Annotated in this window: 24 protein-coding genes and 1 pseudogene; 14 read left to right on the forward strand and 11 right to left on the reverse strand. The window is 57.9% G+C overall.

The window, feature by feature from the left end; translation table 11 throughout:
- Positions 1 to 61: 61 nt before the first annotated feature.
- The 6 genes from nudB (at position 62) to U5L73_RS06540 (ending at position 4,803) form a co-directional block, all read left to right on the forward strand.
- On the forward strand, positions 62 to 562 hold the full coding sequence (gene nudB, locus U5L73_RS06515; protein WP_322561583.1) for a dihydroneopterin triphosphate diphosphatase: 501 nt from the start codon (positions 62 to 64) through the stop codon (positions 560 to 562).
- Positions 559 to 1,308: an endonuclease/exonuclease/phosphatase family protein gene (locus tag U5L73_RS06520; RefSeq protein WP_322561584.1), complete on the forward strand. Its 750-nt coding sequence runs from the start codon at positions 559 to 561 to the stop codon at positions 1,306 to 1,308. Before nudB ends, U5L73_RS06520 begins: the two co-directional genes overlap by 4 nt.
- Positions 1,302 to 2,519, forward strand: a complete 1,218-nt coding sequence (gene clsB / locus U5L73_RS06525; RefSeq protein WP_322561585.1) for a cardiolipin synthase ClsB — start codon at positions 1,302 to 1,304, stop codon at positions 2,517 to 2,519. The genes U5L73_RS06520 and clsB overlap by 7 nt, the downstream gene beginning before the upstream one ends.
- Positions 2,520 to 2,603: 84 nt before the next feature.
- Positions 2,604 to 3,323, forward strand: a complete 720-nt coding sequence (gene folE / locus U5L73_RS06530) for a GTP cyclohydrolase I (protein WP_322561586.1) — start codon at positions 2,604 to 2,606, stop codon at positions 3,321 to 3,323.
- Between the two features lie 4 nt (positions 3,324 to 3,327).
- On the forward strand, positions 3,328 to 3,750 hold the full coding sequence (locus U5L73_RS06535; RefSeq protein WP_322561587.1) for a BLUF domain-containing protein: 423 nt from the start codon (positions 3,328 to 3,330) through the stop codon (positions 3,748 to 3,750).
- Positions 3,751 to 3,966: 216 nt separating this feature from the next.
- Positions 3,967 to 4,803 carry a DUF429 domain-containing protein gene (locus tag U5L73_RS06540; protein WP_322561588.1) on the forward strand — a complete coding sequence of 279 codons (837 nt, stop codon included), beginning with the start codon at positions 3,967 to 3,969 and terminating at the stop codon, positions 4,801 to 4,803.
- A 23-nt stretch (positions 4,804 to 4,826) separates the two neighbouring features.
- Here U5L73_RS06540 and U5L73_RS06545 read toward each other — a convergent pair whose 3' ends face one another.
- The 5 genes from U5L73_RS06545 to gpmA form a co-directional block, all read right to left on the reverse strand.
- Positions 4,827 to 5,663, reverse strand: a complete 837-nt coding sequence (locus tag U5L73_RS06545) for a MinD/ParA family protein (RefSeq protein ID WP_322561589.1) — start codon at positions 5,661 to 5,663, stop codon at positions 4,827 to 4,829.
- Positions 5,663 to 6,457 (reverse strand): GGDEF domain-containing protein, encoded by a 795-nt coding sequence (locus U5L73_RS06550; protein ID WP_416221264.1) that lies wholly within the window; start codon positions 6,455 to 6,457, stop codon positions 5,663 to 5,665. The genes U5L73_RS06545 and U5L73_RS06550 overlap by 1 nt, the downstream gene beginning before the upstream one ends.
- A 98-nt stretch (positions 6,458 to 6,555) precedes the next feature.
- Entirely contained in the window at positions 6,556 to 7,317 is a 762-nt protein-coding gene (locus U5L73_RS06555; protein WP_322561590.1) for a molybdopterin-synthase adenylyltransferase MoeB, read from the reverse strand.
- Between the two features lie 7 nt (positions 7,318 to 7,324).
- Entirely contained in the window at positions 7,325 to 8,761 is a 1,437-nt protein-coding gene (locus tag U5L73_RS06560; RefSeq protein ID WP_322561591.1) for a S41 family peptidase, read from the reverse strand.
- 113 nt (positions 8,762 to 8,874) lie between these two features.
- A complete protein-coding gene (gene gpmA, locus U5L73_RS06565) occupies positions 8,875 to 9,618 on the reverse strand; it encodes a 2,3-diphosphoglycerate-dependent phosphoglycerate mutase (protein ID WP_322561592.1) in 744 nt (247 codons plus the stop codon).
- 104 nt (positions 9,619 to 9,722) lie between these two features.
- On the opposite strand from gpmA, the gene U5L73_RS06570 reads away from it, so the two are divergent.
- The 5 genes from U5L73_RS06570 (at position 9,723) to U5L73_RS06590 (ending at position 13,432) form a co-directional block, all read left to right on the forward strand.
- Positions 9,723 to 10,130, forward strand: coding sequence for a rhodanese-like domain-containing protein (locus U5L73_RS06570; RefSeq protein ID WP_313875396.1), 408 nt, complete (start codon positions 9,723 to 9,725; stop codon positions 10,128 to 10,130).
- A gap of 31 nt (positions 10,131 to 10,161) precedes the next feature.
- Positions 10,162 to 10,455: a glutaredoxin 3 gene (grxC, locus tag U5L73_RS06575; protein ID WP_322561593.1), complete on the forward strand. Its 294-nt coding sequence runs from the start codon at positions 10,162 to 10,164 to the stop codon at positions 10,453 to 10,455.
- A 20-nt stretch (positions 10,456 to 10,475) separates the two neighbouring features.
- The gene (locus U5L73_RS06580; RefSeq protein WP_322560989.1) at positions 10,476 to 11,732 is read left to right on the forward strand and encodes an IS256 family transposase; all 1,257 of its coding nucleotides are present in this window, start codon (positions 10,476 to 10,478) and stop codon (positions 11,730 to 11,732) included.
- Between the two features lie 164 nt (positions 11,733 to 11,896).
- Positions 11,897 to 12,352: a protein-export chaperone SecB gene (secB, locus tag U5L73_RS06585; RefSeq protein WP_313875397.1), complete on the forward strand. Its 456-nt coding sequence runs from the start codon at positions 11,897 to 11,899 to the stop codon at positions 12,350 to 12,352.
- A gap of 54 nt (positions 12,353 to 12,406) precedes the next feature.
- On the forward strand, positions 12,407 to 13,432 hold the full coding sequence (locus U5L73_RS06590) for an NAD(P)H-dependent glycerol-3-phosphate dehydrogenase (RefSeq protein WP_322561594.1): 1,026 nt from the start codon (positions 12,407 to 12,409) through the stop codon (positions 13,430 to 13,432).
- Here U5L73_RS06590 and cphA (U5L73_RS06595) read toward each other — a convergent pair.
- Positions 13,429 to 16,008, reverse strand: coding sequence for a cyanophycin synthetase (cphA, locus tag U5L73_RS06595; RefSeq protein WP_322561595.1), 2,580 nt, complete (start codon positions 16,006 to 16,008; stop codon positions 13,429 to 13,431). The two genes, U5L73_RS06590 and cphA (U5L73_RS06595), sit on opposite strands and share 4 nt — an antisense overlap.
- 8 nt (positions 16,009 to 16,016) lie before the next feature.
- On the reverse strand, positions 16,017 to 18,191 hold the full coding sequence (gene cphA / locus U5L73_RS06600) for a cyanophycin synthetase (protein WP_322561596.1): 2,175 nt from the start codon (positions 18,189 to 18,191) through the stop codon (positions 16,017 to 16,019).
- 181 nt (positions 18,192 to 18,372) lie between these two features.
- Between cphA (U5L73_RS06600) and U5L73_RS06605 the strand changes: the two genes are divergently transcribed.
- The 3 genes from U5L73_RS06605 (at position 18,373) to U5L73_RS06615 (ending at position 22,249) form a co-directional block, all read left to right on the forward strand.
- Positions 18,373 to 20,631 carry an ABC transporter ATP-binding protein gene (locus U5L73_RS06605; RefSeq protein WP_322561597.1) on the forward strand — a complete coding sequence of 753 codons (2,259 nt, stop codon included), beginning with the start codon at positions 18,373 to 18,375 and terminating at the stop codon, positions 20,629 to 20,631.
- On the forward strand, positions 20,628 to 21,119 hold the full coding sequence (locus U5L73_RS06610) for a DUF1854 domain-containing protein (RefSeq protein ID WP_322561598.1): 492 nt from the start codon (positions 20,628 to 20,630) through the stop codon (positions 21,117 to 21,119). The genes U5L73_RS06605 and U5L73_RS06610 overlap by 4 nt, the downstream gene beginning before the upstream one ends.
- Before the next feature lie 158 nt (positions 21,120 to 21,277).
- Positions 21,278 to 22,249 carry a porin gene (locus U5L73_RS06615; RefSeq protein ID WP_322561599.1) on the forward strand — a complete coding sequence of 324 codons (972 nt, stop codon included), beginning with the start codon at positions 21,278 to 21,280 and terminating at the stop codon, positions 22,247 to 22,249.
- 82 nt (positions 22,250 to 22,331) lie between these two features.
- Here the strand turns inward: U5L73_RS06615 and U5L73_RS17290 are convergent, their stop codons facing one another.
- The 4 genes and pseudogenes from U5L73_RS17290 to panB all read right to left on the reverse strand — a co-directional run bounded on the left by U5L73_RS17290 (position 22,332) and on the right by panB (position 24,561).
- On the reverse strand, positions 22,332 to 22,547 hold the full coding sequence (locus U5L73_RS17290) for a DUF1569 domain-containing protein (protein WP_416221265.1): 216 nt from the start codon (positions 22,545 to 22,547) through the stop codon (positions 22,332 to 22,334).
- Positions 22,528 to 22,680 (reverse strand): annotated as a pseudogene (locus U5L73_RS17295) (DUF1569 domain-containing protein); the annotation flags it as partial. The gene U5L73_RS17290 and the pseudogene U5L73_RS17295, both read right to left, overlap by 20 nt.
- A gap of 147 nt (positions 22,681 to 22,827) precedes the next feature.
- A complete protein-coding gene (gene panC / locus U5L73_RS06620; RefSeq protein WP_322561600.1) occupies positions 22,828 to 23,652 on the reverse strand; it encodes a pantoate--beta-alanine ligase in 825 nt (274 codons plus the stop codon).
- 6 nt (positions 23,653 to 23,658) lie between these two features.
- Complete coding sequence (gene panB, locus U5L73_RS06625) at positions 23,659 to 24,561, reverse strand: 3-methyl-2-oxobutanoate hydroxymethyltransferase (RefSeq protein WP_322561601.1); 903 nt, start codon at positions 24,559 to 24,561, stop codon at positions 23,659 to 23,661.
- Positions 24,562 to 24,616 lie beyond the last annotated feature (55 nt).

Here is a 24,616-nt window from a genome sequence, read left to right on the forward strand (position 1 = left end):
GTCAGCGGGTCGTGCACAATGAAAGGGCGCCTTTATGGCGCCTTTTTTCATTGCGAGGCTCATGACGTTGCCGTACAAAATTCCTCAGTCGGTCTTGGTGGTGATTTACACGCCACAGCACGAGGTACTGCTGATACGCCGTGTGGAGCCCGACCCCTTGGCGCCACCCTTTTGGCAATCCGTGACAGGCGCCAAAGACTTTCCAGAGGAGAGCTGGGCCGTCACAGCAGCCCGGGAGGTCTGGGAGGAGACGGGCCTAGACTGCCGATCCGGCGGGCCCTTCGAGTACGGGCTGGTCGATTGGGAGCTGGAGAACATTTATCCGATTTATCCCCGCTGGCTGTACCGATACGCTCCCGGTGTCACGCACAACACCGAGCGGGTGTTTGGCTTGGGTGTTCCGCACAAGCCCGAAATTCAATTGAGCCCGACGGAGCACACGGCTAGCTGTTGGCTGCCGATGGCCGATGCAGCGGATCTCTGCTTTTCTCCTTCCAATGCGGAGGCCATCTTGATGCTGATGCACCGGGATCGGCTGCCATTAGGGCGGAGCGAGGCATGACAAAGTTGCGCGTTGTCACTTACAACATCCACAAGGGTGTACAAGGTTTTGGCCCGATGCGCCGTTTGGAGATTCACAACCTCAGCCATGCGATGGCCGGCATGGAGGCCGATGTGCTGTGTTTGCAAGAAGTTCGCAAAATGCACCACGGTGAATCCCGGCATTTTCCGCATTGGCCAGAGGCGCCTCAAGCCGAATTTCTCGCTCCTGAGGGCTACCACGCGGTGTACCGCACCAATGCCGTCACTCGCCATGGTGAGCACGGCAATGCCTTGCTGTCACGATGGCCGGTGCTGACGCACCAACACGAAGATATGTCTGACCACCGCTTGGAGCAGCGGGGTCTTTTGCATGTGGAGTTGGATGTCGCGGGCCGCAGTGTGCATGTACTGGTGGTCCATTTGGGGCTGATACGGACGAGCCGTGCACGTCAGCTACAGCAGCTGGCTCGCTATGTGGAGCGTGAGATACCGCGGCACTGCCCGTTACTGGTCGCGGGCGACTTCAATGACCTCGGGCCTTGGGTGGCAAAGCAACTGGCAGGTTCTGAACTGCAGGCCCCTGTGGCCCGTCGATGCGCCACCTTTCCCTCCCGGTTGCCGCTGGTGCAATTGGATCATGTGCTGGGCCGGGGCCTGTTGCCTGCGGTGTCGCATGTGCCGCGCGGCCCGCAGTGGGCGCGCATGTCAGACCATCTGCCCTTGGTGACGGAGTGGAACTTGCCCCCGGAGTGGCCGGTATGCTGAAGCCCCCAGAGGTCAAGGCGGGCCATGTACTGCATTTGCTATGTGGTGGTGATGAGTTTTTTCCGGCGCTGGTGGGGGCCATCGATGCTGCCCAACACGAGGTGCGGCTGGAGACCTACATTTTTGATTTCAACGGCCAAGGGGCCGATGTGGCCGAGGCCTTGGCCCGCGCAGCGGAGCGTGGGGTCGCGGTATTTGTGGTGATGGATGGTGTGGGTACCCCCTATCTGCCCGCCCATTGGTTGGAGCGCTGGCGCCAGAGTGGAGTGCAATGGCACCGCTACGCGCCCTTCGGCTACCTAGGGGTGATGATCCCTGGCCGGTGGCGGCGTCTGCATCGCAAATTGTGTGTGGTCGATGGACAGCGGGCGTTTTGTGGTGGTATCAACATCCTGGACGACAGGCTCGACCCTCACTTCGGCGCACTCAGTGTCCCGCGACTCGACTACGCCGTGGCGGTGACAGGCCCTTTGGTCGCGCAATGCCATGCGGTGATGGCCCAGTTTTGGGCCCGCCTGCAAGCGACCCGGCAGTTGGAGTCTCTTCAGTGGACCCGCGTCCGCCAAAGCTGGAAGGCCTTTCGGCTTTTGCCTCCGCTAAGCGATGCGCCGGGCGCTTCCAAAGGGGATGATGGCAGCGTGCTGGCAGCCTTGCTCTTGCGCGATAACGTGCGCAATCGCACGACGATTGAGCGGAGCTATCTCAAGGCGATTGGCTCTGCCCGCGAACACGTGGTGCTGGCGAATGCCTATTTCCTGCCCGGTGGTCGATTGAGGCGGGCACTAATCCATGCGGTGAAACGTGGGGTGCGTGTGCGGGTTGTGGTCCAGGGTCAGTACGAATATTTCATGCAGTACCACGCGGCCCGCCCGGTGCTCAGCCTTCTTGCTGCACGAGGAGTGGAGATCTGTGAATACATGCCCGGTTTTCTGCATGCCAAGGTAGCGGTGGTTGACGGTGTGTGGGCCACCATCGGGTCGTCCAACCTCGACCCTCTGAGCTTACTTCTGGCGAGAGAAGCCAATGTGGTGGTGCATGACGAGAAGTTCGCCGGCCGCTTGTCTGGCGCCTTGGAGCAGGTGATTCAGGGTCACACCCGGCCTTGGGATCTGACGGCAGATGCCCATCGCCCGTGGTTTGAACGGGTCTTTGATCGGATGGCTTACGGGGCGATGCGCCTGATCTTGCTATTTAGTGGACGGCGCTATTAAATATATAGCGCTAGGCGTAATGTTTATCAGGGCATTTTGCTAAAAACATTAAAAGCCAATCGCTGTTACCATGACGAGACTTTCATGACACCAAAATCCCTTATGAGCTCTACAGACGCGCTGGAAGGAACTCCGCTTTCCACCCAAATCCGCCAACGATTGAAAGCTGCTCGCAAGCGCTTTCACGCAAACGACAACATCTCTGAATTCATTCAGCCCGGCGAGCTCGAGACGCTGCTGGATGAGGTCGAAGTGCAAATGCGCGGTGTGTTGAACAGCTTGGTGATTGACATTGAAAATGACCACAACACCGACAACACCGCGCGGCGTGTGGCCAAGATGTACCTCAATGAGGTGTTCCGCGGCCGTTATGTGCCGGCGCCCACCATCACTGAATTCCCCAACGTCGGTCACCTCAATGAGTTGATGATCGTCGGGCCCATCACGGTCCGCAGTGCATGCAGCCATCACTTTTGCCCGGTGATCGGGAAAATCTGGATCGGTGTGATGCCCAATGAGCACACCAATGTGATTGGTTTGTCCAAATACGCGCGCTTGGCCGAGTGGATCATGGGACGTCCCCAGATCCAAGAAGAGGCTGTGGTGCAGCTCGCTGACCTGATCCAGGAAAAGACCCAGCCCGACGGTTTGGCCATCGTGATGGAAGCCAGCCACTATTGCATGGCTTGGCGCGGCGTTAAGGACATGGACAGCAAAATGATCAATTCGGTTATGCGTGGCGTCTTCTTGAAGGACCCCAACCTGCGCCGCGAATTTCTCTCCCTCATTCCCCAGAAAGGCTAATGCCATGTTGGTTCGTTTGCTTTACGCTAGCCGCGCGATTGACTCCAACCCTGATGCGATCGATGCGATCCTCGCGCAGTCTCGCAACTACAACCCGACTTGCGGCATCACCGGCATTTTGTGCTACGGGGGCGGTATTTTCTTGCAGGCCATTGAAGGCGGGCGCATGGCCGTCAGTGAGTTGTACGGCCATATCCAAAAAGACACCCGTCACAAAGACGTCGTGCTGCTGCACTACGAGGAAATCACGGAGCGCCGCTTTGGTGGCTGGACGATGGGACAGGTCAATATGTCCAAAATCAACACCAACATTCTGCTGAAGTATGCAGAGCGCCCCGAATTGGACCCTTACTCGGTTTCTGGCAAAGTGTCTTTGGCACTTTTGGAAGAGCTCATGGCCACCGCGTCCATTATTGGGCGTGCCTGAACTTCGTTTGGCGCATGACGCTGGACAGGCCCCTAGGTGGGCTTGTCTCTGCGTTGATCAACCTATCGGGATGCCCGCTGCCGAGCCGGCCTGAGGGCACCGCACTGTTCACTTGAGGCGGTTGGGTAAAGGCGCTAATCCTTGCCCGGCTGCTGCACTTGCAGGCCTTTCTTCTTTCTAAACGCTCAGTGTGCAGTTGATGGCTCAGGACTTCTTATGGGTGTGCTGATCGGTTGTGATTTTTCCAGTAGCCCATCCAAGCGCAAAGGGATCGTGTGCGCCAAGGGGGCGCAGGCTGGCGGTCGGCTGGTACTGCACGGTTTAGAGAAGCTCGCATCTCTAGACGAGTTCTCCGCTTACCTTGAGCGTGAACCCTCATGGCTTGGTGCCTTCGATTTGCCTTTTGGCTTGCCGCGTGAGTTGGTCGCGGCAATGGGTTGGCCTCTGGATTGGGAGGCTTGTATAAAGCATTACGCAGCCTTGGGTCGTGACGACATCCGTGCAGCTTTTGTTGCGTTTTGCGACGCGCGCCCTGTGGGTGGTAAGTTTGCCCATCGCGCGACCGATCTTCCCGCGCAGTCCAGTCCCTCCATGAAGTGGGTCAACCCACCCGTAGCGTTCATGTTGCATGCCGGCGTACCCCGCCTGATGAGCGCCAGTGCGTATTTCCCTGGCCTGCAAATACGACCAGCAAGGGCCGATGCCGATCTCCGGGTTGCGCTGGAGGCTTACCCCGGCTTGATCGCGAAAGCAGTGTTGGGGAGCCGAAGCTACAAGAGTGATGAAAAAGCCAAGCAAACACCCGAACGTTTGATTGCGCGCAAGGATCTGGTCACCGCGCTCGAAATGGGGCAGACCCGATGGGGTGTTCGTCTCAAGCTCAGCCACGCCCAGCGTGACGCTTTGGTGGATGACCCGAGCGGTGACAGCTTGGATGCCGTGCTCTGTCTTGTTTTAGCTGCCTGGGCAGAGCTGCGCTATGGGGCAGGGGCACCACTCTACGGCTTGCCGCTCACCATGGATCCGTTGGAAGGCTGGATAGTCTCAGCCTAGGTTGCCCCAGGCCAGAGCAAGCCTCATCCGGCTTTGAGGCCCACAGTTTCCTCAACTTTGACTGCCAGTTGAGAAATTGCAAGCGCAGCGGGACTGCCGGGCATGGCCTGTAGCAACAACTGGCGTCGCATGATTGCCTGGCGTACTGCGGGGTCCGCTGGGATGTCTCCCATGTGAACCAATTTCACGTGTTTACCTGTATCTGTGGTGACGAAGCGATCCAAGACCTGTTGAAGTTGGGTGGTGATTGCGCGCCCATCGCCCAAGCGAGCTGTCTGGTTGATGACAAGACGGATGGTCTGTCGTTTCTGTTGCCCCACCAGTACCTTGATGGTGGCATAGGCATCTGTGAGGGATGTCGGTTCTGGCGTGGCTACTACCATCACTTCCGCAGCAAGAGAGACCGCGAATAGCACCACGTCAGAAATTCCGGCGCCGGTATCGAGGATAACAACGTCGTAATGCGGTACCAAGCCATTCATGATCCGCAGGAAGTCTCCGCGTACTTCGGGCGTGAGGCGTGAATATTCCACCATCCCCGATCCGGCTAGCAGTACTGAAAAGCCTCCTGGGGCACGAATAATGGCTTCTTCCAATTTCGCCTTGCCTGTGAACACATCATGCAAGGTGATTTTGGGGTAGAGGTTTAAAACCACATCCAGGTTGGCGAGACCGAGATCGGCATCGAGCACCAAGACCCGCTGGCCTCGTTTGGCCATGGCTGCAGCCAAGTTGGCAGATACAAAAGTTTTACCGACGCCGCCTTTGCCGCTGGTAACCGCGATGACCTTGCCAGATGGTTGCGTTGGCAACCCGGTGTTGCCTTCGGCAGGGTGGGGTGGGTTTAATACGTCAGACATCAGAATACCCTCTGCATGGGGCCTGCACCCGTATTGTTGGGTGGTTCATTTGAAACGCTTTCAATCCACGCAGGATCGCCCAAAGACAGGTGACCGAACAAGAGATTTTTTTCTTCGGCACTGACACAGATCTCTTGTTGTTGGTCAAGGAAGATACGGTTGCGCCCCTCTTTTTTTGCACGATAGAGTTGCAAATCTGCACGCTCCGACCATAGTGCGCCGGTAGATCGCACCCATTCGGGGGCGTAAGCACCACCAATACTCACCGTTACTTTGATACTGAGGCCCGGTGCAATTTGAACAGACAGATTTTCAATCTGTGCCCTGATGCGCTCTGCAACGACCTTGCCGTAACCTGTGTGGCAACTCGGCAGCATGACAGAAAACTCTTCTCCGCCCAATCTGGCGACCGTATCCATCGGTCTGACACATCCAGTCAAAGTTTTGGCAATGACTTGGAGCACTTGGTCGCCAGCCTGGTGGCCGTATGTGTCATTCACTTTTTTAAAGTGATCAATGTCGAGCATCAACAAAAGAGCTGGCTCTCCTGAGCGGGCGACCACATCAATAGACCGCTCCAGAACTCCCGAGAAATGGCGCCTGTTAGCCAGTCCGGTCAGCGGATCTCTCAGGGATAGCTCGCACAGGCCATCGATAACAGCCTGCAAATAAGCTTCAGGGGAGTCCTCTGCTGATGGGAGGGACACGGTAGCGTCGTGCTCCAAAAGCGCTCGTGCGTTCTCTAACCGCAAATGATGCAGCTGCAAGGCAGGGGAGGGGTTTTGTTTTTCCACGATCAGGTTTTGGCGTGTTTTAAAGTCTAACAGGAAGCGTTGATTTCCCCGCTCTCTACGGCGAACGCCTTGGAGTTAAAAAGACCTGCTATCTCAGGCTAATTGTGGCCACTGGAGGTTCCGCAAACAGTGCAAGCCAGATTACGGGGCAGTCGCATATCGCTCCATTCCATCGACAATGCATCCAGCAACAAAATTTGGCCCGTTAGGGTGCCCGGAACTTGAAGCAGCAGTTTGAGCGCTTCAGCCGCTTGCATGGCGCCGATGATCCCCACCAGAGGTGCAAAAACACCCATAGTGGAACATTGAGTTGCGGGCGGCGCGTCGTCGGGTGGGAACGCGCACGCGTAGCACGGGGCCTCATGGGTGCGATGGTCAAAGACGGTGATTTGCCCGGCAAACCGGATGGCTGCTCCGGAAACGAGCGGCACTCGATGGCGGACACACGCCGCATTAACTGCTTGGCGGGTTTCGAAATTGTCACTGCAGTCCAGCACCACATCCATCTGCGCCACATGGGCCAGCAGCCAGTCGGTATCAGCTCGAATTTGCAACGGGTGAACGCGGGTCAGCGGGTTGATCGCGGCAAGACTGCCGGCCGCAGAGGTAACTTTAGGCTGGCCAATCGCATCTGTTGAGTGAATGATTTGCCGTTGCAAATTGGTAAGGTCAACAACATCGGGGTCTGTCAGCGTGATCTGACCAACTCCCGCAGCCGCGAGATACAGGGCAGCGGGGGCACCCAGTCCGCCCGCACCCACTATTAAGACATGACTGTCGCAAATCCGGGTCTGTCCCTCGATCCCGATTTCATCGAGCAAGATGTGCCGCGAATATCGCAGCAGTGCGTCGTCCTGCATCCGCCGGTCAGTTGTCTTTGGCTTCTTCTTTACGTTCCACCTGGGTCTTGCTGACCAGAACAGGCTTGCCCTTCAGGTGGTTGATGGCCTGCATCAGCTGGAAGTCTTTGTCAGAACCAAACTCAGGCACTCTACGCTCGGAGGCGGGTTTGCGTGACTCTTCCTCTAAGCGCTTCAATGCCTCCTCACGGGCTTTTTCTCGAGCGGCGTCTTTCTTCTCTTCGCCTTGTCCGCTGGAGAGGTGCTTTTCCAAATCAGCCTCGCGCATGCGCAATGCCGCGAACGGACTGCCCTCTTCGGTTTCATCCACCATCAAGTCGGGCACGATGCCCTTGGCTTGAATTGAGCGTCCGCTGGGCGTGTAATACCGCGACGTCGTGATTTTTAGACCGGTGTCAGGGCCCAGAGGCCGGAAGGTTTGTACCGAACCTTTACCGAATGACTGGCTTCCCATGATCGTGGCGCGTTTGTGATCTTGCAATGCGCCCGCCACTATTTCACTGGCGGATGCCGAACCCTCATTGACCAAAACCACCACAGGCACTTTCTTCAAGGCAGCAGGCAATGTTTTTAATGCCTCTGCGCCTGACAGGCCGCGAATATCACTGGCGGCAGCCCGCAGGACCTGTTTGCTTTCCGGGGTCTGGCCGTTGGTGGATACCACTGTCACGTTGTCGGGCAAGAAGGCCGCCGACATGGCTACCGCAGCAGTCAGCAGGCCACCGGGGTCGTTGCGCAGATCCAGCACCAAGCCTTTGATTTTGGGGTCTTGCTTGTAGATTTCGTCCACTTTCTTGGCGAAATCTTCGAAGCTGCGCTCTTGGAATTGACTGACGCGGATCCACGCGTAGCCGGGCTCCACTATTTTTCCGCGAACTGATTGCTGCTTAATTTCCTCTCGAATGATCGTGACAGGAAATGTGCGGTTTTCATCCTTGCGGAAGATGGTCAAGAGGACCTTGGTGTTGGGCTCTCCGCGCATCCGTTTCACGGCATCGTTGAGCGTCAGTCCCTTGACGGCGGTGTCGTCGATTTTGGTAATTAAATCGTTGGTCTTGAGGCCGGCGCGGAAGGCAGGCGAGCCCTCGATGGGTGATACGACTTTGACAAGTCCGTCTTCTTGGGTAATCTCGATCCCCACTCCGACAAATTTGCCCGAGGTACCTTCTCTGAATTCCTTGAAGGCTTTCTTGTCGAAATACTGTGAATGCGGATCCAAGCTCGCAACCATCCCCGTGATGGCGTCGGTGATCAGCTTTTTCTCGTCTACAGGTTCCACATAGTCACTCTTGACCATTCCGAACACGGTCGCAAGCTGCTGTAGCTCTTCCAGCGGCAAGGGCGCGAGTGAGTTCCGTGCGACGGTTTGCAACGAAACGGTGGTGAGTGCACCAGCAACAACCCCTAATGCAACCCAGCCGGTGATTTTTAGTTTGTGACCCATAGTTTTTCCTGTGCCGTCTCAATATACACCTTGGAGTTGCAACCCTCGTACCAGTTCCGCGAAGACCTGCAAAAACGCCCGCGGTGCGGGCGTTTAGTGAGAATCTCCGGGAATCAGGCCTTGCCCTGGGATGCAACTGCTGCCGCTGCCTTGGCTGCTGCCTCCGCATCGCCGAGGTAGTAGTGGCGAATCGGCTTGAGGTTTTCGTCGAGCTCGTAAACCAATGGAATTCCATTGGGGACGTTGACGCCGACGATGTCATTGTCAGAAATGTCGTCCAAGTACTTGATCAATGCGCGGATAGAGTTGCCGTGCGCTGCCAGCACGATACGCTTGCCTGCCTTGATGGCGGGGGCAATCGACTCATTCCAGAACGGCATGACACGGTCTACCGTGTCTTTCAGACATTCTGTAAGCGGGATTTGTTCTGCGGGTAGTTTGGCGTATCGGATATCTGAGCGTTCGCTACGTGGGTCTGTGGCTTCCAGCGCAGGTGGCGGGGTGTCGTAGCTCCGGCGCCATACCAAGACTTGCGCGTCGCCGTACTGTTTGGCCATGTCGGTTTTGTTCAAGCCCTGCAAGGCGCCGTAGTGGCGCTCATTGAGGCGCCAGCTGTGCACGACCGGCAGCCATGTGCGGTCCATTTCATCGAGGGTGTGCCACAAAGTGCGGATGGCGCGCTTGAGCACGCTGGTGTAGGCCACATCAAATTCATACCCCTCAGCTTTAAGCAGTCGGCCTGCATTTTTCGCTTGCTCAACCCCTGTAGGTGTGAGGTCTACATCGGTCCATCCGGTGAAGCGGTTTTCGAGATTCCAAGTGGATTCGCCGTGGCGTACGAGGACTAATTTGTACATGGATGTGCGTTCAAACGTTGATAAAACCGGCCGGAGTGTCCGTCAGCTGGAGGAGCTCCATTCTAAAATGGTGGTTCCGAGCCAAGTAACCAAGAAGGAACAAAGTGAAATTTTTTATCGATAACTGGATGCTGATCGCGATCGCACTCTCGTCCGGCGGCTTGCTGCTGTGGCCCGTGTTCCAAGGTGCGACTGCAGTGGGCATTGACTCCGGCAAGGCCATTCAGTTGATCAACCGTGAGAAAGCCAATGTGGTGGATGTGTCTGATGCTGCCGAGTTTGCTGCTGGTCACATCGTCGGCTCCAAGAATCTCCCGCTCGCTGACCTCGAGGCGAAGCTCGCAGGCGCCGTGAAAAACAAAGGCTTGCCTTTGGTGCTGGTTTGCCAGAGTGGCGCTCGGTCTGCCAAGGCAGTCAACATTGCCAAGAAACTGGGTTACGAGCAGGCCCAATCGATGCAGGGTGGGCTGAAAGCGTGGAAATTGGCTAACCTTCCGGTTGAAAAAGCCTGATTCGGGCTGACGATTTAAAGGAATTAGCTCCATGCAAGCCGTGAAGATGTACACCACCGCTGTCTGCCCTTATTGTGTGCAGGCCAAGCGCATTTTGAAATCTAAAGGCGTTGACACGATCGAAGAGATTCGCGTCGACGCCAACCCCGATGAGCGCATGAAAATGATGGAGCTCACCGGACGACGCACGGTGCCCCAAATTTTCATTGGCGATACCCATGTGGGCGGTTGCGACGATTTGATGGCGCTGGACAGCAGTGGCGGCTTGCTGCCTTTGTTGGGCGCTGTAGCCGAGCCTGTCAGGAATTTTGTGTGTGAGGCCTAACATGTCACTAAGGAACATGAATGCCGAGCAAGACACGCAAGCCCAAAGCAGCACAGGTGCTGCCCACCATCCCCAAAGAACTCATTGACCAGTTTGTTAACGGCCCCATGAGCGCGGAGGCGGTGAATGCCGCTTCCATGGCGTTCAAGAAGGCGCTGATTGAGCGCGCCTTGGGCGCAGAGCTCACCCACCATCTGGGCTATGCCGCTGGTACGGACAAGCCCAGCGAGGGCAAGAACCATCGCAACGGCGCCTCCGGCAAGACTATCCTGACCGAGGATGGCCCTGTGCGCATCGAGGTGCCACGTGACCGCTCGGGCAGCTTCGAGCCCCTGCTGATCCCCAAGCACGAGCGCCGTTTCACCGGCTTTGACGACAAGATCGTGGCCATGTACGCACGCGGCATGACGGTGCGTGAGATCCAGGGCTTCCTGGCCGAGCAGTACGGCACCGAGGTCTCGCCGGACCTGATCAGCTCGGTCACGGATGCGGTGATGAGCGAGGTCACCGCCTGGCAGGCACGCGCCCTGGAGCCGATGTATCCGGTGGTCTTCTTCGATGCCCTGCGGGTCAAGATTCGCGAGGACGCAGTGGTGCGCAACAAGGCCATCTATCTGGCGCTGGGTATACGCCCAGACGGCACACGAGACATCCTGGGCCTGTGGATCGAGAACACTGAGGGCGCCAAGTTCTGGATGAAGGTGTTCAACGACCTCAAGACGCGTGGCGCCAATGACATCCTGATTGCGGTCACCGATGGCCTCAAGGGCATGGCCGAGGCGCTGGGCACGGTGTTCCCGGCCACCACGCTGCAGACCTGCATCGTGCACCTGATTCGCAACAGCCTGGACTACGCGTCATGGAAGGACCGCAAGGCGCTGGCAGCGGCCATCAAGCCCGTGTACACAGCGCCTAGTGCAGAAGGCGCCCTGGCCGAATTGGATGCGTTTGAGGAGGGGCCGTGGGGCAAGAAGTTTCCGACCGTTGTGGCTGCATGGCGGCGGGCCTGGGACAAGGTAATCCCGTTCTTCGCCTTCCCCGCGCACATCCGGCGGGTGATCTACACCACCAACGCAATCGAGAGCGTCAACGCCAGGCTGCGCAAGATCATCAAGACACGCGGGCACTTCCCAACTGACGATGCGGCCACCAAACTGATCTGGCTGGCTCTGCGCAACATCACGGCCGACTGGGACCGCGCGGGCAGAGATTGGAAGGAGGCTATGAATCAGTTCGCGATTCTCTACGACGACCGATTCACCAAGCAGTTCAATTAAGATGAAATTCGCTTGCCCATTACCGTGGGCGAGTATCCCCGCCTCACACACAGAAATTCAGACACTCCCCTGTAGCCTGACATAATTCTCACCAACGAATTCTGTTTTCGTAGCCCGTCGGCATTGTGCCGGCGGGCTTCTGTTTATCTAGAGAGACCTCAGACATGGCTGACCAAGATCCCGTTTTCCAGATTCAACGCGTCTACCTCAAGGAGGCGTCGTTGGAGCAACCGAACTCTCCTGCGATTCTGTTGGAGCAAGAGCAGCCATCCGTAGACATCCAGCTCGGCGTTGAGGCAGCTCCTGTCGCAGACGGCGTTTACGAAGTGTGTGTGACTGCCACCGTGCAGACCAAAATCAAAGACAAAACCGTTTTCTTGGTAGAAGCCAAGCAGGCAGGAATTTTTGAGATTCGCAACCTCGGCCAGGAACAACTGAGCCAGATCATGGGCATTGCTTGCCCTCAAATCGTGTACCCCTACTTGCGCGGTAACGTGGCGGACTTGATTCAACGCGGTGGTTTTCCGCCGGTCCACCTCTCGGAAATCAACTTCCAGGCCATGTACGAGCAGCAGCAAATGGAAGCTGCAGGCGCTGCTGCAGGCACTTTGCCGCAATAACGTGGTTCAGAGAGGTTTTGGCCTCTCGCCCACGTTTTATCAGCGCAAGTAGCTATGAAAATCATAGTAATCGGCGCAGGAGCCTGGGGTACGGCGCTCGCCATCAGCGCTGCCCGCAATGAACGGCAGGCGCACGCAGTGACCTTGTGGGCGCGAGATGCCGTTGCGGTGGAGCAGATGGCGGCAGAGCGCATGAACCAGCGCTACTTGCCCGGTTACGGCTTTCCGCCGGCTTTGGATGTCACAAACGAAGACATTTCCACGCTATCGGCTCCACCCAGTGGTCGAGGCTTTGATCTTGTGATCATCGCTACGCCCATGGCCGGGTTGCGGTCGACCTTGCAACAAGTGGCTCGCACGCAATGCACTGTGGCTTGGTTGTGCAAGGGATTTGAAGCGCCCTTGGAGCCGGGTGCGCCCGGTTTGCTGGGGTACGAGGTTTTGCAGTCCGTAGCCCCCCATTCGCAAGCGGGGGTATTGAGTGGACCTAGCTTTGCCCAAGAAGTGGCAGCCGGACAGCCGACCGCTTTAGTTGCCGCCAGCCCGAATGAGTCGGTGCGGCGCCTGCTGGTCGAGGCCTTTCACAGCCCTGAACTTCGTGTGTATGCCAATGAAGACGTTGCAGGGGTAGAAGTTGGCGGCGCAGTGAAGAATGTGCTGGCAATTGCAACCGGCTTGTGCGATGGCCTTCATCTCGGGCTGAATGCACGTGCCGCTCTGATCACCCGTGGATTAGCAGAAATGACCCGGCTTGGCATCGCACTCGGTGCGAAAGCAGAAACCTTCATGGGCCTGAGCGGCTTGGGAGATTTGGTCCTTACCGCCACGGGGGATCTGTCGCGCAACCGCAAGGTAGGCCAAGCCTTGGCAGCCAACAAAACGCTGGAGCAGGCTGTGGCGGAATTGGGCCATGTGGCCGAAGGTGTTTACAGCGCGCGTACCGTATGGCAGCGCGCCAGCACCTTGGGTGTATCGATGCCGATCACCCAGGCGGTGGTGGGCTTGCTGGACGGGCAGTTAAAAGCCCCTCAGGCAGTCGCTGCGCTGATGGGCCGGGGACCGGTTTCCGAGGCTTACTAAGCGCAGCTATCGCTGGCCACTTTGGCGGCAATGTGGGCCATGGCCTCTTCGACCTGATCGACCAAAACCAGGCACAACTCTCCGGGCTGGAGTTTGTTCATGGCTGAGTCGATCGCAAGAAACTCACCGAACACCTCGGATTGTTCTTTGGTTCGCTTAGCGTTGACCAAGCCTTCGCGCAGCAAGGCTAGGACCTCGCCATCATTGCGGCCCCGTTGACATTGGTCTTCGAACATCACGACTTCATCGAATGCATCGCCAAGGATTTCCGTTTGTTGGCGGATGTCCTGGTCGCGGCGGTCACCAGCGCCACTGATCACTACGGATCTGCGAGTAGCTGGCAAGGCTTGGACGGCTTGGACGAGCGCCAGCATCGCATCAGGGTTGTGTCCGTAATCTGCGATTACCGTTGCACCCCGGTACTTGAACAGGTTGAACCGCCCAGCAGCGTTGTGGCTGTCATTGGCGAAATTGGCCAAGCCTTTGCAGATCACATCCCACGAAATACCCAAAGACCAAGCTGTTGCCACGCTGGCCATCACGTTGTCGACCTGGAAGCCAATGGCGCCGTTCAGGGTGATGGGTACTTCACTCAGTGCGATCGTTTGCAGCGTGTCGCCCTTGCTGGCCACAATGTTTCCGCCTTGCACGTAGACGACGGCTTGACCTTGTGCACGGTGGGTGGCCATCACCGGATGGGTAATGTCCGCCGCAAAGAAAATTACTTCTCCTTTGCACTTGGGTGCCATCTTCGCCACGATCGGGTCTGCGGCATTGAGCACTGCGGCACCGGTGGGCGCCACGTTTTGAACAATGACACGCTTGAGCACGGCCAACTCGTTGACGGTCGTAATGAAGTTCAAGCCGAGATGGTCGCCACAACCGATGTTGGTCACCACCGCCACGTCGCAGTGGTCAAAAGCCAAGCCTTCCCGAAGAATGCCACCGCGTGCCGTTTCCAACACGGCGGCATCGACGTCCGGGTGCAGCAACACGCTCTTGGCACTCTTGGGGCCGCTGCAGTCACCTGTATCGATGCAGTCGCCGTTGACGTAAACACCGTCGGTATTGGTCATGCCGACTCGCATGCCGTTTTGATTCAGCAAGTGAGAAATGAGGCGCACCGTTGTCGTTTTACCGTTGGTGCCGGTCACAGCCACGATGGGAATGCGACCGTTCTGGCCTTTTTTGAACATGCTGCCGATGATGGCTTCACCCACTGCCCGGCCTTTACCAAAAGAGGGCGACAAATGCATGCGCAAGCCAGGTGCTGCGTTGACCTCCACAATGCCGCCGCCTTGCTCTTCCAGTGGGCGGAGAATGGTGTCACACACCACGTCAACACCGCAGATATCCAAGCCCACCATGTGAGCGGCAGCGATGGCGCGAGCGGCAACTTCCGGGTGCACATCATCCGTCACGTCTGTGGCGGAGCCACCGGTCGACAGATTCGCGTTGTTGCGCAAATTCACCCGTTGGCCTTTGGCGGGCACCGAGTCTGCGTTGAAGCCTTGGTTCGCGAGGGTCGTTTTCGCGATTTCATCAAAGCGGATCTTGGTGAGCGAGGTGGAATGCCCCGAGCCACGCCTTGGATCGGCATTCACCTGTGCCACCAGTTCCGCAATGGTGTGCACCCCATCGCCCACCACTTTGGGCGGGTCCCGGCGGGCTGCCGCAACCAATTTGTCGCCTACCACCAATAAGCGGAAATCATTGCCCGGCATGAAACGTTCCACCAGAACGTCATCGCGGAATTCTTTGGCGACCTCAAAAGCCCGGATCAATTGTTCCCGGCTGGTGATGTTGACGGTGACGCCTTTGCCCTGGTTGCCGTCGTTGGGCTTGACCACTACGGGCAATCCGATGTCCTGAGCTGCAGCCCACGCGTCATCCGCATCGACCACAGAGCGCCCACCGGGCACCGGCACACCCGCTGCAGACAACAGCTTTTTGGTGAGTTCCTTGTCTTGCGCGATGGCTTCAGCGATCGCGCTGGTCACATCCATTTCAGCGGCTTGGATACGACGTTGCTTGCTGCCCCATCCGAGGCGCACCATGCTGCCTTCGGTCATACGGCTGTAAGGGACGCCACGTGCCACTGCTGCGTCCACAATGGAGCCTGTGCTAGGCCCGAGGCGGACATCTTCATCCAGCTCTCGCAGGGCTTCGAGGGCAGCTTGTAAGTCAAAGGGCGTGTCGTGCAGCGCGGAGTTGCAGAGCTTTTCTGCCCACTCCAACGCCAAGTGCCCGACTTCCTCTTCGCTGTATTCCACAACCACTTGGTAAACGTGTTTATCGACCGTGGGTGTGGTGCAACTGAAGGTCACCGGGCAGCCGGCTTGTGCTTGCAGACCCAAGGCGACCAACTCCAAAACGCGCGCCAAAGAGACGCTCTCCAAGTGCCCCACCGGTTGAAATGGGCTGACCTCCGGAAACCGCGCCCGGAGTTTGGCTTCAAAGCCCGGGATGGAGGACACGGCGTCTTCCTCTGGGGTGCAAATCACCACTGACTGGATGGCAGTGTGATGGCTCCACAAGTTAGGGCCGCGTAATGCGCGAATGCGAGTGACTTCCATAACTAAGCTCAGTAGGGTGTTTTCTTGGGGGTGGACTCGAAGGTGCGCAAACCGGCGCCAATCAACTCTACCGGGATGTCGAGTGCCCAGGCCGCGCCGATCGCTGCCATGACCATTTCTGGCTTTTCCGCCTTCGCGGGCTTGAGGGTTGAGAGTGGGATCATCGAAATATCCTGATCGCCTTGCGCCAGGACAATCTCGCCGGCGCGCAGAAACACGGTTCGCCCGCCTTTGCTGCGGTGCGTCTGTACAGCGGGTGCTGTCTCATCCAGGGCATAGAAAATGACCTTGCCGTCACACAGCTTAGCCAGCTCTACCACTTGCGCGTCTGCCGCATTGAGCACCGCAGTTCCGCTGGGCAGCACGACATCCACTTGCGTTCGCGCTACTTTGTAAGCCTGCTCCGCGTCCAGAATGTCGAACTCCACCAAGTCTTGGGTACTGCTGATGTCCGTCACCAAACCTACGGCACAACGGTCGTATGCCAAGCCCTCTGCCAAGATCATACGGCTGCTGTTTTCAAACACTGCCGCTTGCACCGAGCGGTTGATCAGCACGCGCTGGCTCGGCTCCCAGTGGGCACTATCGCGACTGTCAATCTGGCGCCCATCAAGGTACAAGCCCTCGCTGCACGCCAAGCCCACATGCTTGCCACTGATGTGAACCAGCCATGCAATCAGGCGCGCAAGCCGGCCTGTGTGTTGGGTGCCGGTGACTCCGATGACGGGAATCCGGGCTTCCGCGTCCGGCGTGAACAGATGCTCCACGATAGCTTTGCCGACATTGCGTGGGGTACCCACTGCTGGCTTGATGTGAAACAGCAAGCCAGGGCTGGCATTGACCTCGATAACTGCCCCGCGCTGGCTCTTGAGGGGCTTGGAGCAATCCTCCAGCACCATATCAATGCCGGCAATATCAAGGCCCACCACCCGAGCAGCCAGTGCCGCAGCGGCGGCCACTGTGGGGTGCAATTCGTCGGTCACGTCCCATGCAACGTTGCCATTGCGCTGGATCAAAACACGTTGCCCGCTCGCCGGGACCGACTCGGGGGTAAGCCCGGCACGGCGCAACACCAGTTGGACCTCAGGGCTTTTGTCGGGTTCTATGGGGGAGAGCGGCAATTCTTCAGCTTCGCCACGGCGGGGGTCGCTGTTGATTTGGGTGTTCACCAATTGGGTGACTGTGGATTGGCCATCGCCTGTGACCCACGCAGATTCGCCACGGGCTGCTGCAACTACCTGTTTGCCCACCACCAACAGGCGATGCTCATCGCCGGGGATGAACTTTTCGACAATCACACTGCCGCTGCTCTGCTCTTTGGCCACATGAAAGGCAGTCTCGACACTCGCTTGGTCGGATAGGTCCAATGTGACACCCCGTCCGTGGTTCCCGTCGTAGGGTTTGACGGCGACGGGCAAACCGATGTCTTGAGCCGCTTCCCAGGCTTTTTCAGGGGAGTTCACCAAAGTGCCCTCCGGCACCGGCACACCGCAAGCCTTCAGCAGGCTTTTAGTCAAATCTTTGTCACTGGCGATTTCTTCAGCAATGGCAGAAGTCTGGTCGGTTTCTGCTGTCCAAATCCGGCGTTGGGCAATGCCGTAACCCAGTTGCACCAAGTTGCCCTCGGTCAGGCGGATGGATGGAATACCGCGATCGGTCGCCGCGTCCACAATGTTGGAGGTGCTGGGCCCGAGACACAGGGAGTCGACCATGTCGCGCAATTCGGTCAGTTGGGCTTCGAGGGCGTAGGCGGTGTCGTTGATCGCTGCCATGATCAAATCACGGGCCACCACTAGCGCTTTGCGCCCGATTTGCTCTTGCCGGGTACGGAAAGCTATTTTATAGACCCCGGGCCTGGACATCTGGCGCGCTTTGCCAAAACTGGTCTGCATCCCGCTGAGGTTTTGAATCTCAAGGGCTACATGTTCCATGATGTGGGCCGCCCATGTTCCCTCACGCAAGCGCTCCAGAAAGCCGCCGCGCACCCCGGGGCTGCATTTGTGCTCAATCAAGCCAGGTAGCCAAGTAGTCAAGCGCTCGTAGAAGCCGGGCAGGGTGTTGGAAGGGAAGTCTTCCAGCTCTCCGATGTCCACCCAAGCCTCGATCACCGGGCGATAGGTCCAGATATTGGGGCCACGAAGGTGTGTGACCCGCAGGATTTCAATATTTTTCTTGGCTGTCATGGCTTATTGGAAAAGAGCGGTCCACCATTGTTACGCGCGATGCGTTGAATATTTTCGCTCACAGAAGCGGCTCGCTTCGACTGCTGTGCGCTTGCGCGTAGTATCGACGGCCTGAAGATGGGCGGCCCGTTAGACCTGCCACTTTGAAAAACTGACTCAAATTCATTCTTTTTTGCGATCCATGACTTCCGAAGCCTCTGCTTTTTCTGCGCTATCCGGCGATTTGCCCTTTGCCTGGCGGGAAGCGGTTCAAAAACAACTCCGTCCCCATGAGAACGTCTTGGCTGCGCTGGAGGTTGACCTCGACCAACAACTGCACTTTGTGAAGGGGCTGGTGCTGCTCACTAACCAGCGGTTGCTCGCCTGTGAGGGGGCAACGCAGATTTGGTCTGCTTGGGATTTGCAGGCCGGCCAGACACTGCTGCACCACGATCATGCTGGTGTGGGGCACCTGAACCTGATGGACGCCAGCGCATTGCGCGGCAGCTGGCGGTTTACCTTGGGGCAGAACCTGCAGGCGATTCGCTTGGTCGATCAATTCCATTCCCAGCTGGAGAGCACCGTGTCCGGCAAGCCTCTTGCCCAAGCGCTCACCCAAGTGTGCCCGAGTTGCAAAGCGCCGCTGGACCCTGAGCAGGAAGAGTGCCCGGTGTGTACAAAAGTGGTTCACACGCCGCCCAGCACTTGGACTTTGTTCCGCCTGTGGCGGTTTGCGCGACCCTACCGCGGGCAGCTCCTCCTCGGCTTTTTCCTGACGCTGTTGGGCACTGCGGCCAATCTGGTTCCGCCGTATCTGACGATGCCCCTGATGGACAACGTCTTGATCCCGTTCCAGAACGGTCAAAAAATTGATCCTATGTTGGTGGGCATGTACATGGGCGGCTTGCTCGGATCGGCAATGCTGGCGTGGGTGCTGAGTTGGGCCAAGACGTACATCCTTGCGCTTGTTTCGGAGCGTATTGGCGCCGACTTGCGCACGACGACCTACGAACACCTTTTGCGCTTGTCGCTCGAATACTTTGGTGGCAAGCGGACCGGGGATTTGATGTCGCGCATTGGCAGTGAAAGTGACCGGATCTGCGTGTTTTTGTCGCTGCACCTGCTGGACTTCGCGACCGATGTGATCATGCTCACGATGACCGCCATCATCCTCTTCTCCATCAACCCTTGGTTGGCGGTAGTGACCTTGGTGCCGCTCCCCTTCATTGCCTGGATGATCCATTTTGTGCGGGATCGCCTGCGCACCGGGTTCGAGAAAATCGACCGTGTGTGGGGTGAGGTCACCAATGTGCTGGCCGACACCATTCCCGGTATCCGGGTAGTGAAGGCGTTTGCACAAGAGACCCGCGAAGCCAGCCGTTTCCGCGAGGCCAACAAGCACAACTTGATGGTCAATGACCGCATCAACAAAATCTGGTCGCTGTTTTCACCCAGCGTATCGTTTCTGACCGAGTTGGGCCTGTTGGTGGTGTGGGCGTTTGGTATCTGGCAGGTGTCCAAGGGTGAAATCACCGTGGGCGTTTTGACCGCATTCATTGCCTACATCAGCCGCTTTTACGGGCGCTTGGACTCCATGAGCCGTATCGTGTCGGTGACTCAGAAGTCTGCCTCTGCAGCCAAACGGATCTTTGACATTCTGGACCACGTATCCAGCGTGCCAGAGCCGGTGAACCCCGTTCCGATGGGCAAGGTCCAGGGCAGCATTGAGGTGCGCGATGTGGGCTTCCGCTACGGCAATCGCGAGGTCAACCGCGGCATCAATCTGAAAATCGCCCCTGGAGAAATGGTGGGTCTCGTGGGCCACAGTGGTTCCGGTAAAAGCACGCTGGTTAATCTGATCTGCCGTTTTTACGACGTATCAGAGGGCGCGATTCTGGTGGACGGTGTGGACATCCGGTCGTATGCCATTTCGGACTACCGCCAGAACATTGGCCTCGTTTTGCAAGAGCCGTTTTTGTTTTTTGGCACGATTGCGGACAACATCGCATACGGCAAGCCTGATGCGACCCGTGCGCAAATCATCGCAGCAGCCCGAGCGGCCCATGCCCATGAGTTCATTTTGCGTTTGCCCCAAGGGTATGACTCTATGGTGGGTGAGCGCGGCCAAGGCCTTTCCGGTGGTGAGCGCCAACGTATCTCGATTGCGCGTGCGCTGCTGATTGACCCCCGGATACTAATCCTCGATGAGGCCACCTCGTCAGTGGACTCAGAGACCGAGAAAGAAATTCAAAAGGCGCTGGAGAACCTCGTGCAAGGCCGCACCACGATCGCCATTGCGCACCGCTTGTCGACCCTGCACCGTGCGGACCGCTTGGTCGTGCTGGATCGCGGCAAGGTGGTGGAGGAGGGCACTCATGATGCGCTGATGGCGACCGAGGGCGCGTACTTCAACCTCTACCAAGCCCAAGCCCGCAACAACCTGATTGAGGAGGCCGCATGAGCGCGCTTTACACCGTGACCGCCAGCCGCTTTGCGCTGGAGCGCACCCCTTTTGGCAAGCTGGTGCTGACCAATGCAGCAGGGGAGCGCTTTGAAGGCGTGGTGCCCGTGCGCGCTTTGCCGATCCAGTCGCCCGAGGACGGTATCTCGATCGTGAGCCAGGACGGCAAAGAGGTGGGCTGGGTGGATCTGCTTGCTGATGTTCCGCAACCCGCGCAAGACCTGATCCGCGCGGAATTGGCCACCCGTGAATTCATGCCGGTGATTGAGCGGATCGTATCGGTGACCAGCTTTTCAACTCCATGCACTTGGTCGGTAGAAACCAACCGCGGGCCGACAGACTTTGTGCTCCGGGGTGATGAGGACATCCGCCGGATTGGCAAAGGCAACGCCTTGTTGATCGCCGACGCACATGGCATTCAATACCTGGTGCGGGACCAGTTTGCTATGGATGCCCAAGGCAAAAAAATTCTCGATCGCTTTCTGTGACCGTGCCGACAGCGCAATGGCTTGAACCGGTGGTGGTGCACCGTTTCATCAAATCCTCATAGGCGTTGCACGAATTTGTCGCATTGACTCTTCAGACTCCGGCACCTGTTGCATCAGTTCGGATGCAGCGTAAAAAGTGCATCAATCTGGAGTTTGAAATGTTGAATAAATCTGTCGTTGCGATCGCAGTTGCAACCCTTGCAATGGGCGTTCAGGCGGGCGAACTGGCTACTGACAAAGACGTGAAGTTTGAGGTCAACGTGGACGTTGGCACCTACCACGTCAGCAAGCGCAATGCAGCTGGCCGTGACATCAATGAAGTGATGGGCAAGGGTCTGAACCAAGTCGAAATCAAGGCCACCAAGAACATCAATGAAGACATCTCCATCTTCGGTGAAATCGAAGTGGACTACGACCCCGTTGTCGACAATTCCAACTTCGTGTCTGACGACACCCGCGTAGGCATTGCCAGCAAGAAGTATGGTCGCTTCTCTGCAGGCCAGTTCGACAACTACATTGAAGACAACGTGATGGAAGTGTTGGGCGTCGGTCACGGCGAGAACGGCTTCATGACTGAGCCGGGCTCTGCCAACAAAGGCCGTCACTTGCAATACAGCCACAAACTGGGTGACCTGGCTTTTGCGGTCGACTACACCTCTGCCATTGGTCCCGCAACCAACCCAGAGAACTCTAATGGTTTTGCCTTGGCAGCCAGCTACAAATTCGGCAGCCTGACATTGGCAGGCGGCTGGAGCGAATTCGCCAAATACAAGGCCGATAGCTCCAAAAACCAAGGCGAACTCAATACCGACCGCTATGCCACCGGTTTGGCCGTCACTTACCAAATGGGCAACCTCGGCTTGAAGGGCCTGGTCGCTGAAGTGGAAAGCACCACCAAAATCAAGACCAGCTACACCGGCGTGGCATTGACCTACGTGATGGGCCAGTTCGATTTCGGCGTATCCATGCAAAAAGTGAAGCCAGAGAACGCGAACGGCCGCGATGAGTGGTCCGCAGGTGTTGGCTACACACCTTTCAAGAACATGCAGTTCTATCTGGACTTCGCCGGTTTGGCTAAACCCAAGGGCGAAGGCGACGTGGTGGAACTGGGTCTGAAGTACACCTTCTAAGCGCTTTTAAGGATTCCAAGGTTTTATGCCCGGGCGTAAGCCCGGGCTTTTTTCATCCTGGCCTTGCCGCGCGAGTGGTGACTCAGGCTTTGAGTTTGAACCCCGATAGGTGCTGCGCCAAATGCATAGCATGCGCTTGCTCATATTCCGGTTTGCTGAGTGTGCCGTAGGCAAAATGAGGTTGTAGCGGTGCCGTCCAGGCGGTAAACGCGGCCATAGCATTTTGTAGCCGGGCCAGTGACGCGGCCACAGGGGCGTCTGCCGTCAGCGGGGGACGCAACGGGTATGGGCTCCGCAAGGTGGTGGATCATCCGGCCCCGCCATCGAAAAAAGCGAAAGGCTGCCGCGCCAGCCGTATTTTGGAATATGGCTGATTTGGGCTCCGTGAATCCGGTCATGGAGAACTCAATGCTCTGCGCGCAATGCCCGAGGGTCTGGCTCCAAGATCACACGGCGTTGGAGTCCAGCGGTGCAGCACTCAAGCGATGGAGCTCGTCTGCCGCTTGTTGCAGGGTACTGAATTGCAAGCCCTAGTCTTCGCCCGCAGCGCACCCTGTCAGTGTGCCGCTGGCCGCCAATCAAATTTCCATGTTGTCGATGAGGCGTGTGCTACCCAAGCGGGCGGCCGCCAGCACCACTTTGGCATCGCCTGCCTGTGGGGCCTGTAAGTCTGACTGGCGGCGCACTGCCACGTAGTCGGGCATCCAACCGGCGGCGCGCAGCGCTTGCATGCCGTCGTTTTCCAGCCGCGTGAGGTCGATATCGCCGGAGCGCACCGCGTTCACGATGCCGCGCAAGATGCTGGACAAAAGCAAAGCCTCTTCCCGCTGTGCCGGAGTCAGGTAGCCGTTGCGGCTGGAGAGCGCCAAGCCTGCCTCGTTGCGCTGCGTCTCACCGCCGACCACGTCGATCGGCAAAGCGAACTGCTTGACCATATTGCGGATCACCATCAGCTGCTGGTAGTCTTTTTTGCCGAACAGGGCGGTACGCGCTTGGGTGACTGCCAACAACTTCATGACGACCGTACACACCCCTATGAAAAAGCCGGGGCGGAAGTGGCCTTCCAGAATATCTGCCAACTCAGTCGGGGGGTGCACCTTGAATGTTTGCGCCTGAGGGTAAAGCTCGCTCTCTTGGGGGGCAAACACAATATCGCAACCCGCCGCTTCCAGGTGTTGGCAATCTGCTTCGAGGGTCCGGGGGTAGGTGTCGAAATCCTCGTGCGGTGCAAATTGCAGCCGGTTCACAAAGATGGTGGAAATCGTCACGTCGCCCAGCGGCTTGGCCTGGCGCACCAAGGCCAAGTGGCCGGCATGCAAGTTGCCCATGGTGGGGACGACGGCTGGGTGACGATACTGGCTGAGTGCCTCGCGTAGCTCAGAAATAGTGTGAATCAGTTGCATCGTTTCTCACCACGCGTGAACAGCGTCTTCCGGAAAGCTGCCGTTTTTGACTGCGGCCACATAGGCCTCCATGGCTCCACGGATACTGGTGGCTTCCAGCATGAAGTTGCGCACGAACTTCGGGTTCTTGCCCAGGTTTACCCCCAGCATGTCATGCAGCACCAGTACTTGACCGGCGGTGCCCTTGCCGGCTCCGATACCGATGGTGGCGCACTGCGGCAACTCACGCGTCAGCTCGGCAGACAAGGGGGCTGGCACCATCTCCAGCACCACCATGCTGGCACCTGCATCTTGCAGTTCGTGGGCCTGCTTTTTCATGATGTCGGCAGCCGCATCACCGCGGCCTTGCACCCGGTAGCCGCCGAGGGCGTGCACGGTCTGCGGCGTAAGGCCCAAATGGGCACACACCGGAATGCCGCGCTGCACCAAGAACTGCACGACTTCGGTGGTCCATCCACCGCCTTCGAGCTTGACCATGTGGGCACCGGCCTGCATGAGCATGCTGGCGCTGCGGATGGCTTGTTCTTTGGATTCTTGATAGCTGCCGAAGGGCAAGTCGCCAATCAACCATGCGGTGCCTTGGGCACGGCGCAGGCCGCGGGCCACGCTCTCGGTGTGGTAGGCCATGTCTTCGAGGGTGACGCCCACGGTGCTGTGGCGTCCCTGGCAGACCATGCCGAGGGAGTCACCCACCAAAATGCATTCCACGCCTGCCGCATCCGCCACCGCCGCAAAGGTGGCGTCGTAGGCGGTGAGCATGGTGATCTTTTCACCCCGTGTGTGCATTTCCTGGATGCGCGGCAGACTGATAGGCTTGCGCGTAGACGGAGGCGATGCCGGGGGCAGCGTGCCATACGGAGTCGCGTTGGTTGCGCTAGAGGCTTGTTCACCGGTCGGGTTCAGGGCCATGTAGGACTCCAAAAATCGGGATTACAAATCGGGCTTGCCGAGGGTTTGGCGAAAG

It is taken from the genome of Rhodoferax sp. (assembly GCF_034520025.1).
In the GTDB taxonomy this organism is placed as follows: domain Bacteria; phylum Pseudomonadota; class Gammaproteobacteria; order Burkholderiales; family Burkholderiaceae_C; genus Allorhodoferax.

Coding starts and splice junctions, on each gene's coding strand:
- nudB (WP_322561583.1), top strand. CDS start 62: ATGACGTTGCCGTACAAAATTCCTCAGTCGGTCTTGGTGGTGATTTAC.
- U5L73_RS06520 (WP_322561584.1), top strand. CDS start 559: ATGACAAAGTTGCGCGTTGTCACTTACAACATCCACAAGGGTGTACAA.
- clsB (WP_322561585.1), top strand. CDS start 1,302: ATGCTGAAGCCCCCAGAGGTCAAGGCGGGCCATGTACTGCATTTGCTA.
- folE (WP_322561586.1), top strand. CDS start 2,604: ATGACACCAAAATCCCTTATGAGCTCTACAGACGCGCTGGAAGGAACT.
- U5L73_RS06535 (WP_322561587.1), top strand. CDS start 3,328: ATGTTGGTTCGTTTGCTTTACGCTAGCCGCGCGATTGACTCCAACCCT.
- U5L73_RS06540 (WP_322561588.1), top strand. CDS start 3,967: ATGGGTGTGCTGATCGGTTGTGATTTTTCCAGTAGCCCATCCAAGCGC.
- U5L73_RS06545 (WP_322561589.1), bottom strand. CDS start 5,663: ATGTCTGACGTATTAAACCCACCCCACCCTGCCGAAGGCAACACCGGG.
- U5L73_RS06555 (WP_322561590.1), bottom strand. CDS start 7,317: ATGCAGGACGACGCACTGCTGCGATATTCGCGGCACATCTTGCTCGAT.
- U5L73_RS06560 (WP_322561591.1), bottom strand. CDS start 8,761: ATGGGTCACAAACTAAAAATCACCGGCTGGGTTGCATTAGGGGTTGTT.
- gpmA (WP_322561592.1), bottom strand. CDS start 9,618: ATGTACAAATTAGTCCTCGTACGCCACGGCGAATCCACTTGGAATCTC.
- grxC (WP_322561593.1), top strand. CDS start 10,162: ATGCAAGCCGTGAAGATGTACACCACCGCTGTCTGCCCTTATTGTGTG.
- U5L73_RS06580 (WP_322560989.1), top strand. CDS start 10,476: ATGCCGAGCAAGACACGCAAGCCCAAAGCAGCACAGGTGCTGCCCACC.
- secB (WP_313875397.1), top strand. CDS start 11,897: ATGGCTGACCAAGATCCCGTTTTCCAGATTCAACGCGTCTACCTCAAG.
- U5L73_RS06590 (WP_322561594.1), top strand. CDS start 12,407: ATGAAAATCATAGTAATCGGCGCAGGAGCCTGGGGTACGGCGCTCGCC.
- cphA (WP_322561595.1), bottom strand. CDS start 16,008: ATGGAAGTCACTCGCATTCGCGCATTACGCGGCCCTAACTTGTGGAGC.
- cphA (WP_322561596.1), bottom strand. CDS start 18,191: ATGACAGCCAAGAAAAATATTGAAATCCTGCGGGTCACACACCTTCGT.
- U5L73_RS06605 (WP_322561597.1), top strand. CDS start 18,373: ATGACTTCCGAAGCCTCTGCTTTTTCTGCGCTATCCGGCGATTTGCCC.
- U5L73_RS06610 (WP_322561598.1), top strand. CDS start 20,628: ATGAGCGCGCTTTACACCGTGACCGCCAGCCGCTTTGCGCTGGAGCGC.
- U5L73_RS06615 (WP_322561599.1), top strand. CDS start 21,278: ATGTTGAATAAATCTGTCGTTGCGATCGCAGTTGCAACCCTTGCAATG.
- panC (WP_322561600.1), bottom strand. CDS start 23,652: ATGCAACTGATTCACACTATTTCTGAGCTACGCGAGGCACTCAGCCAG.
- panB (WP_322561601.1), bottom strand. CDS start 24,561: ATGGCCCTGAACCCGACCGGTGAACAAGCCTCTAGCGCAACCAACGCG.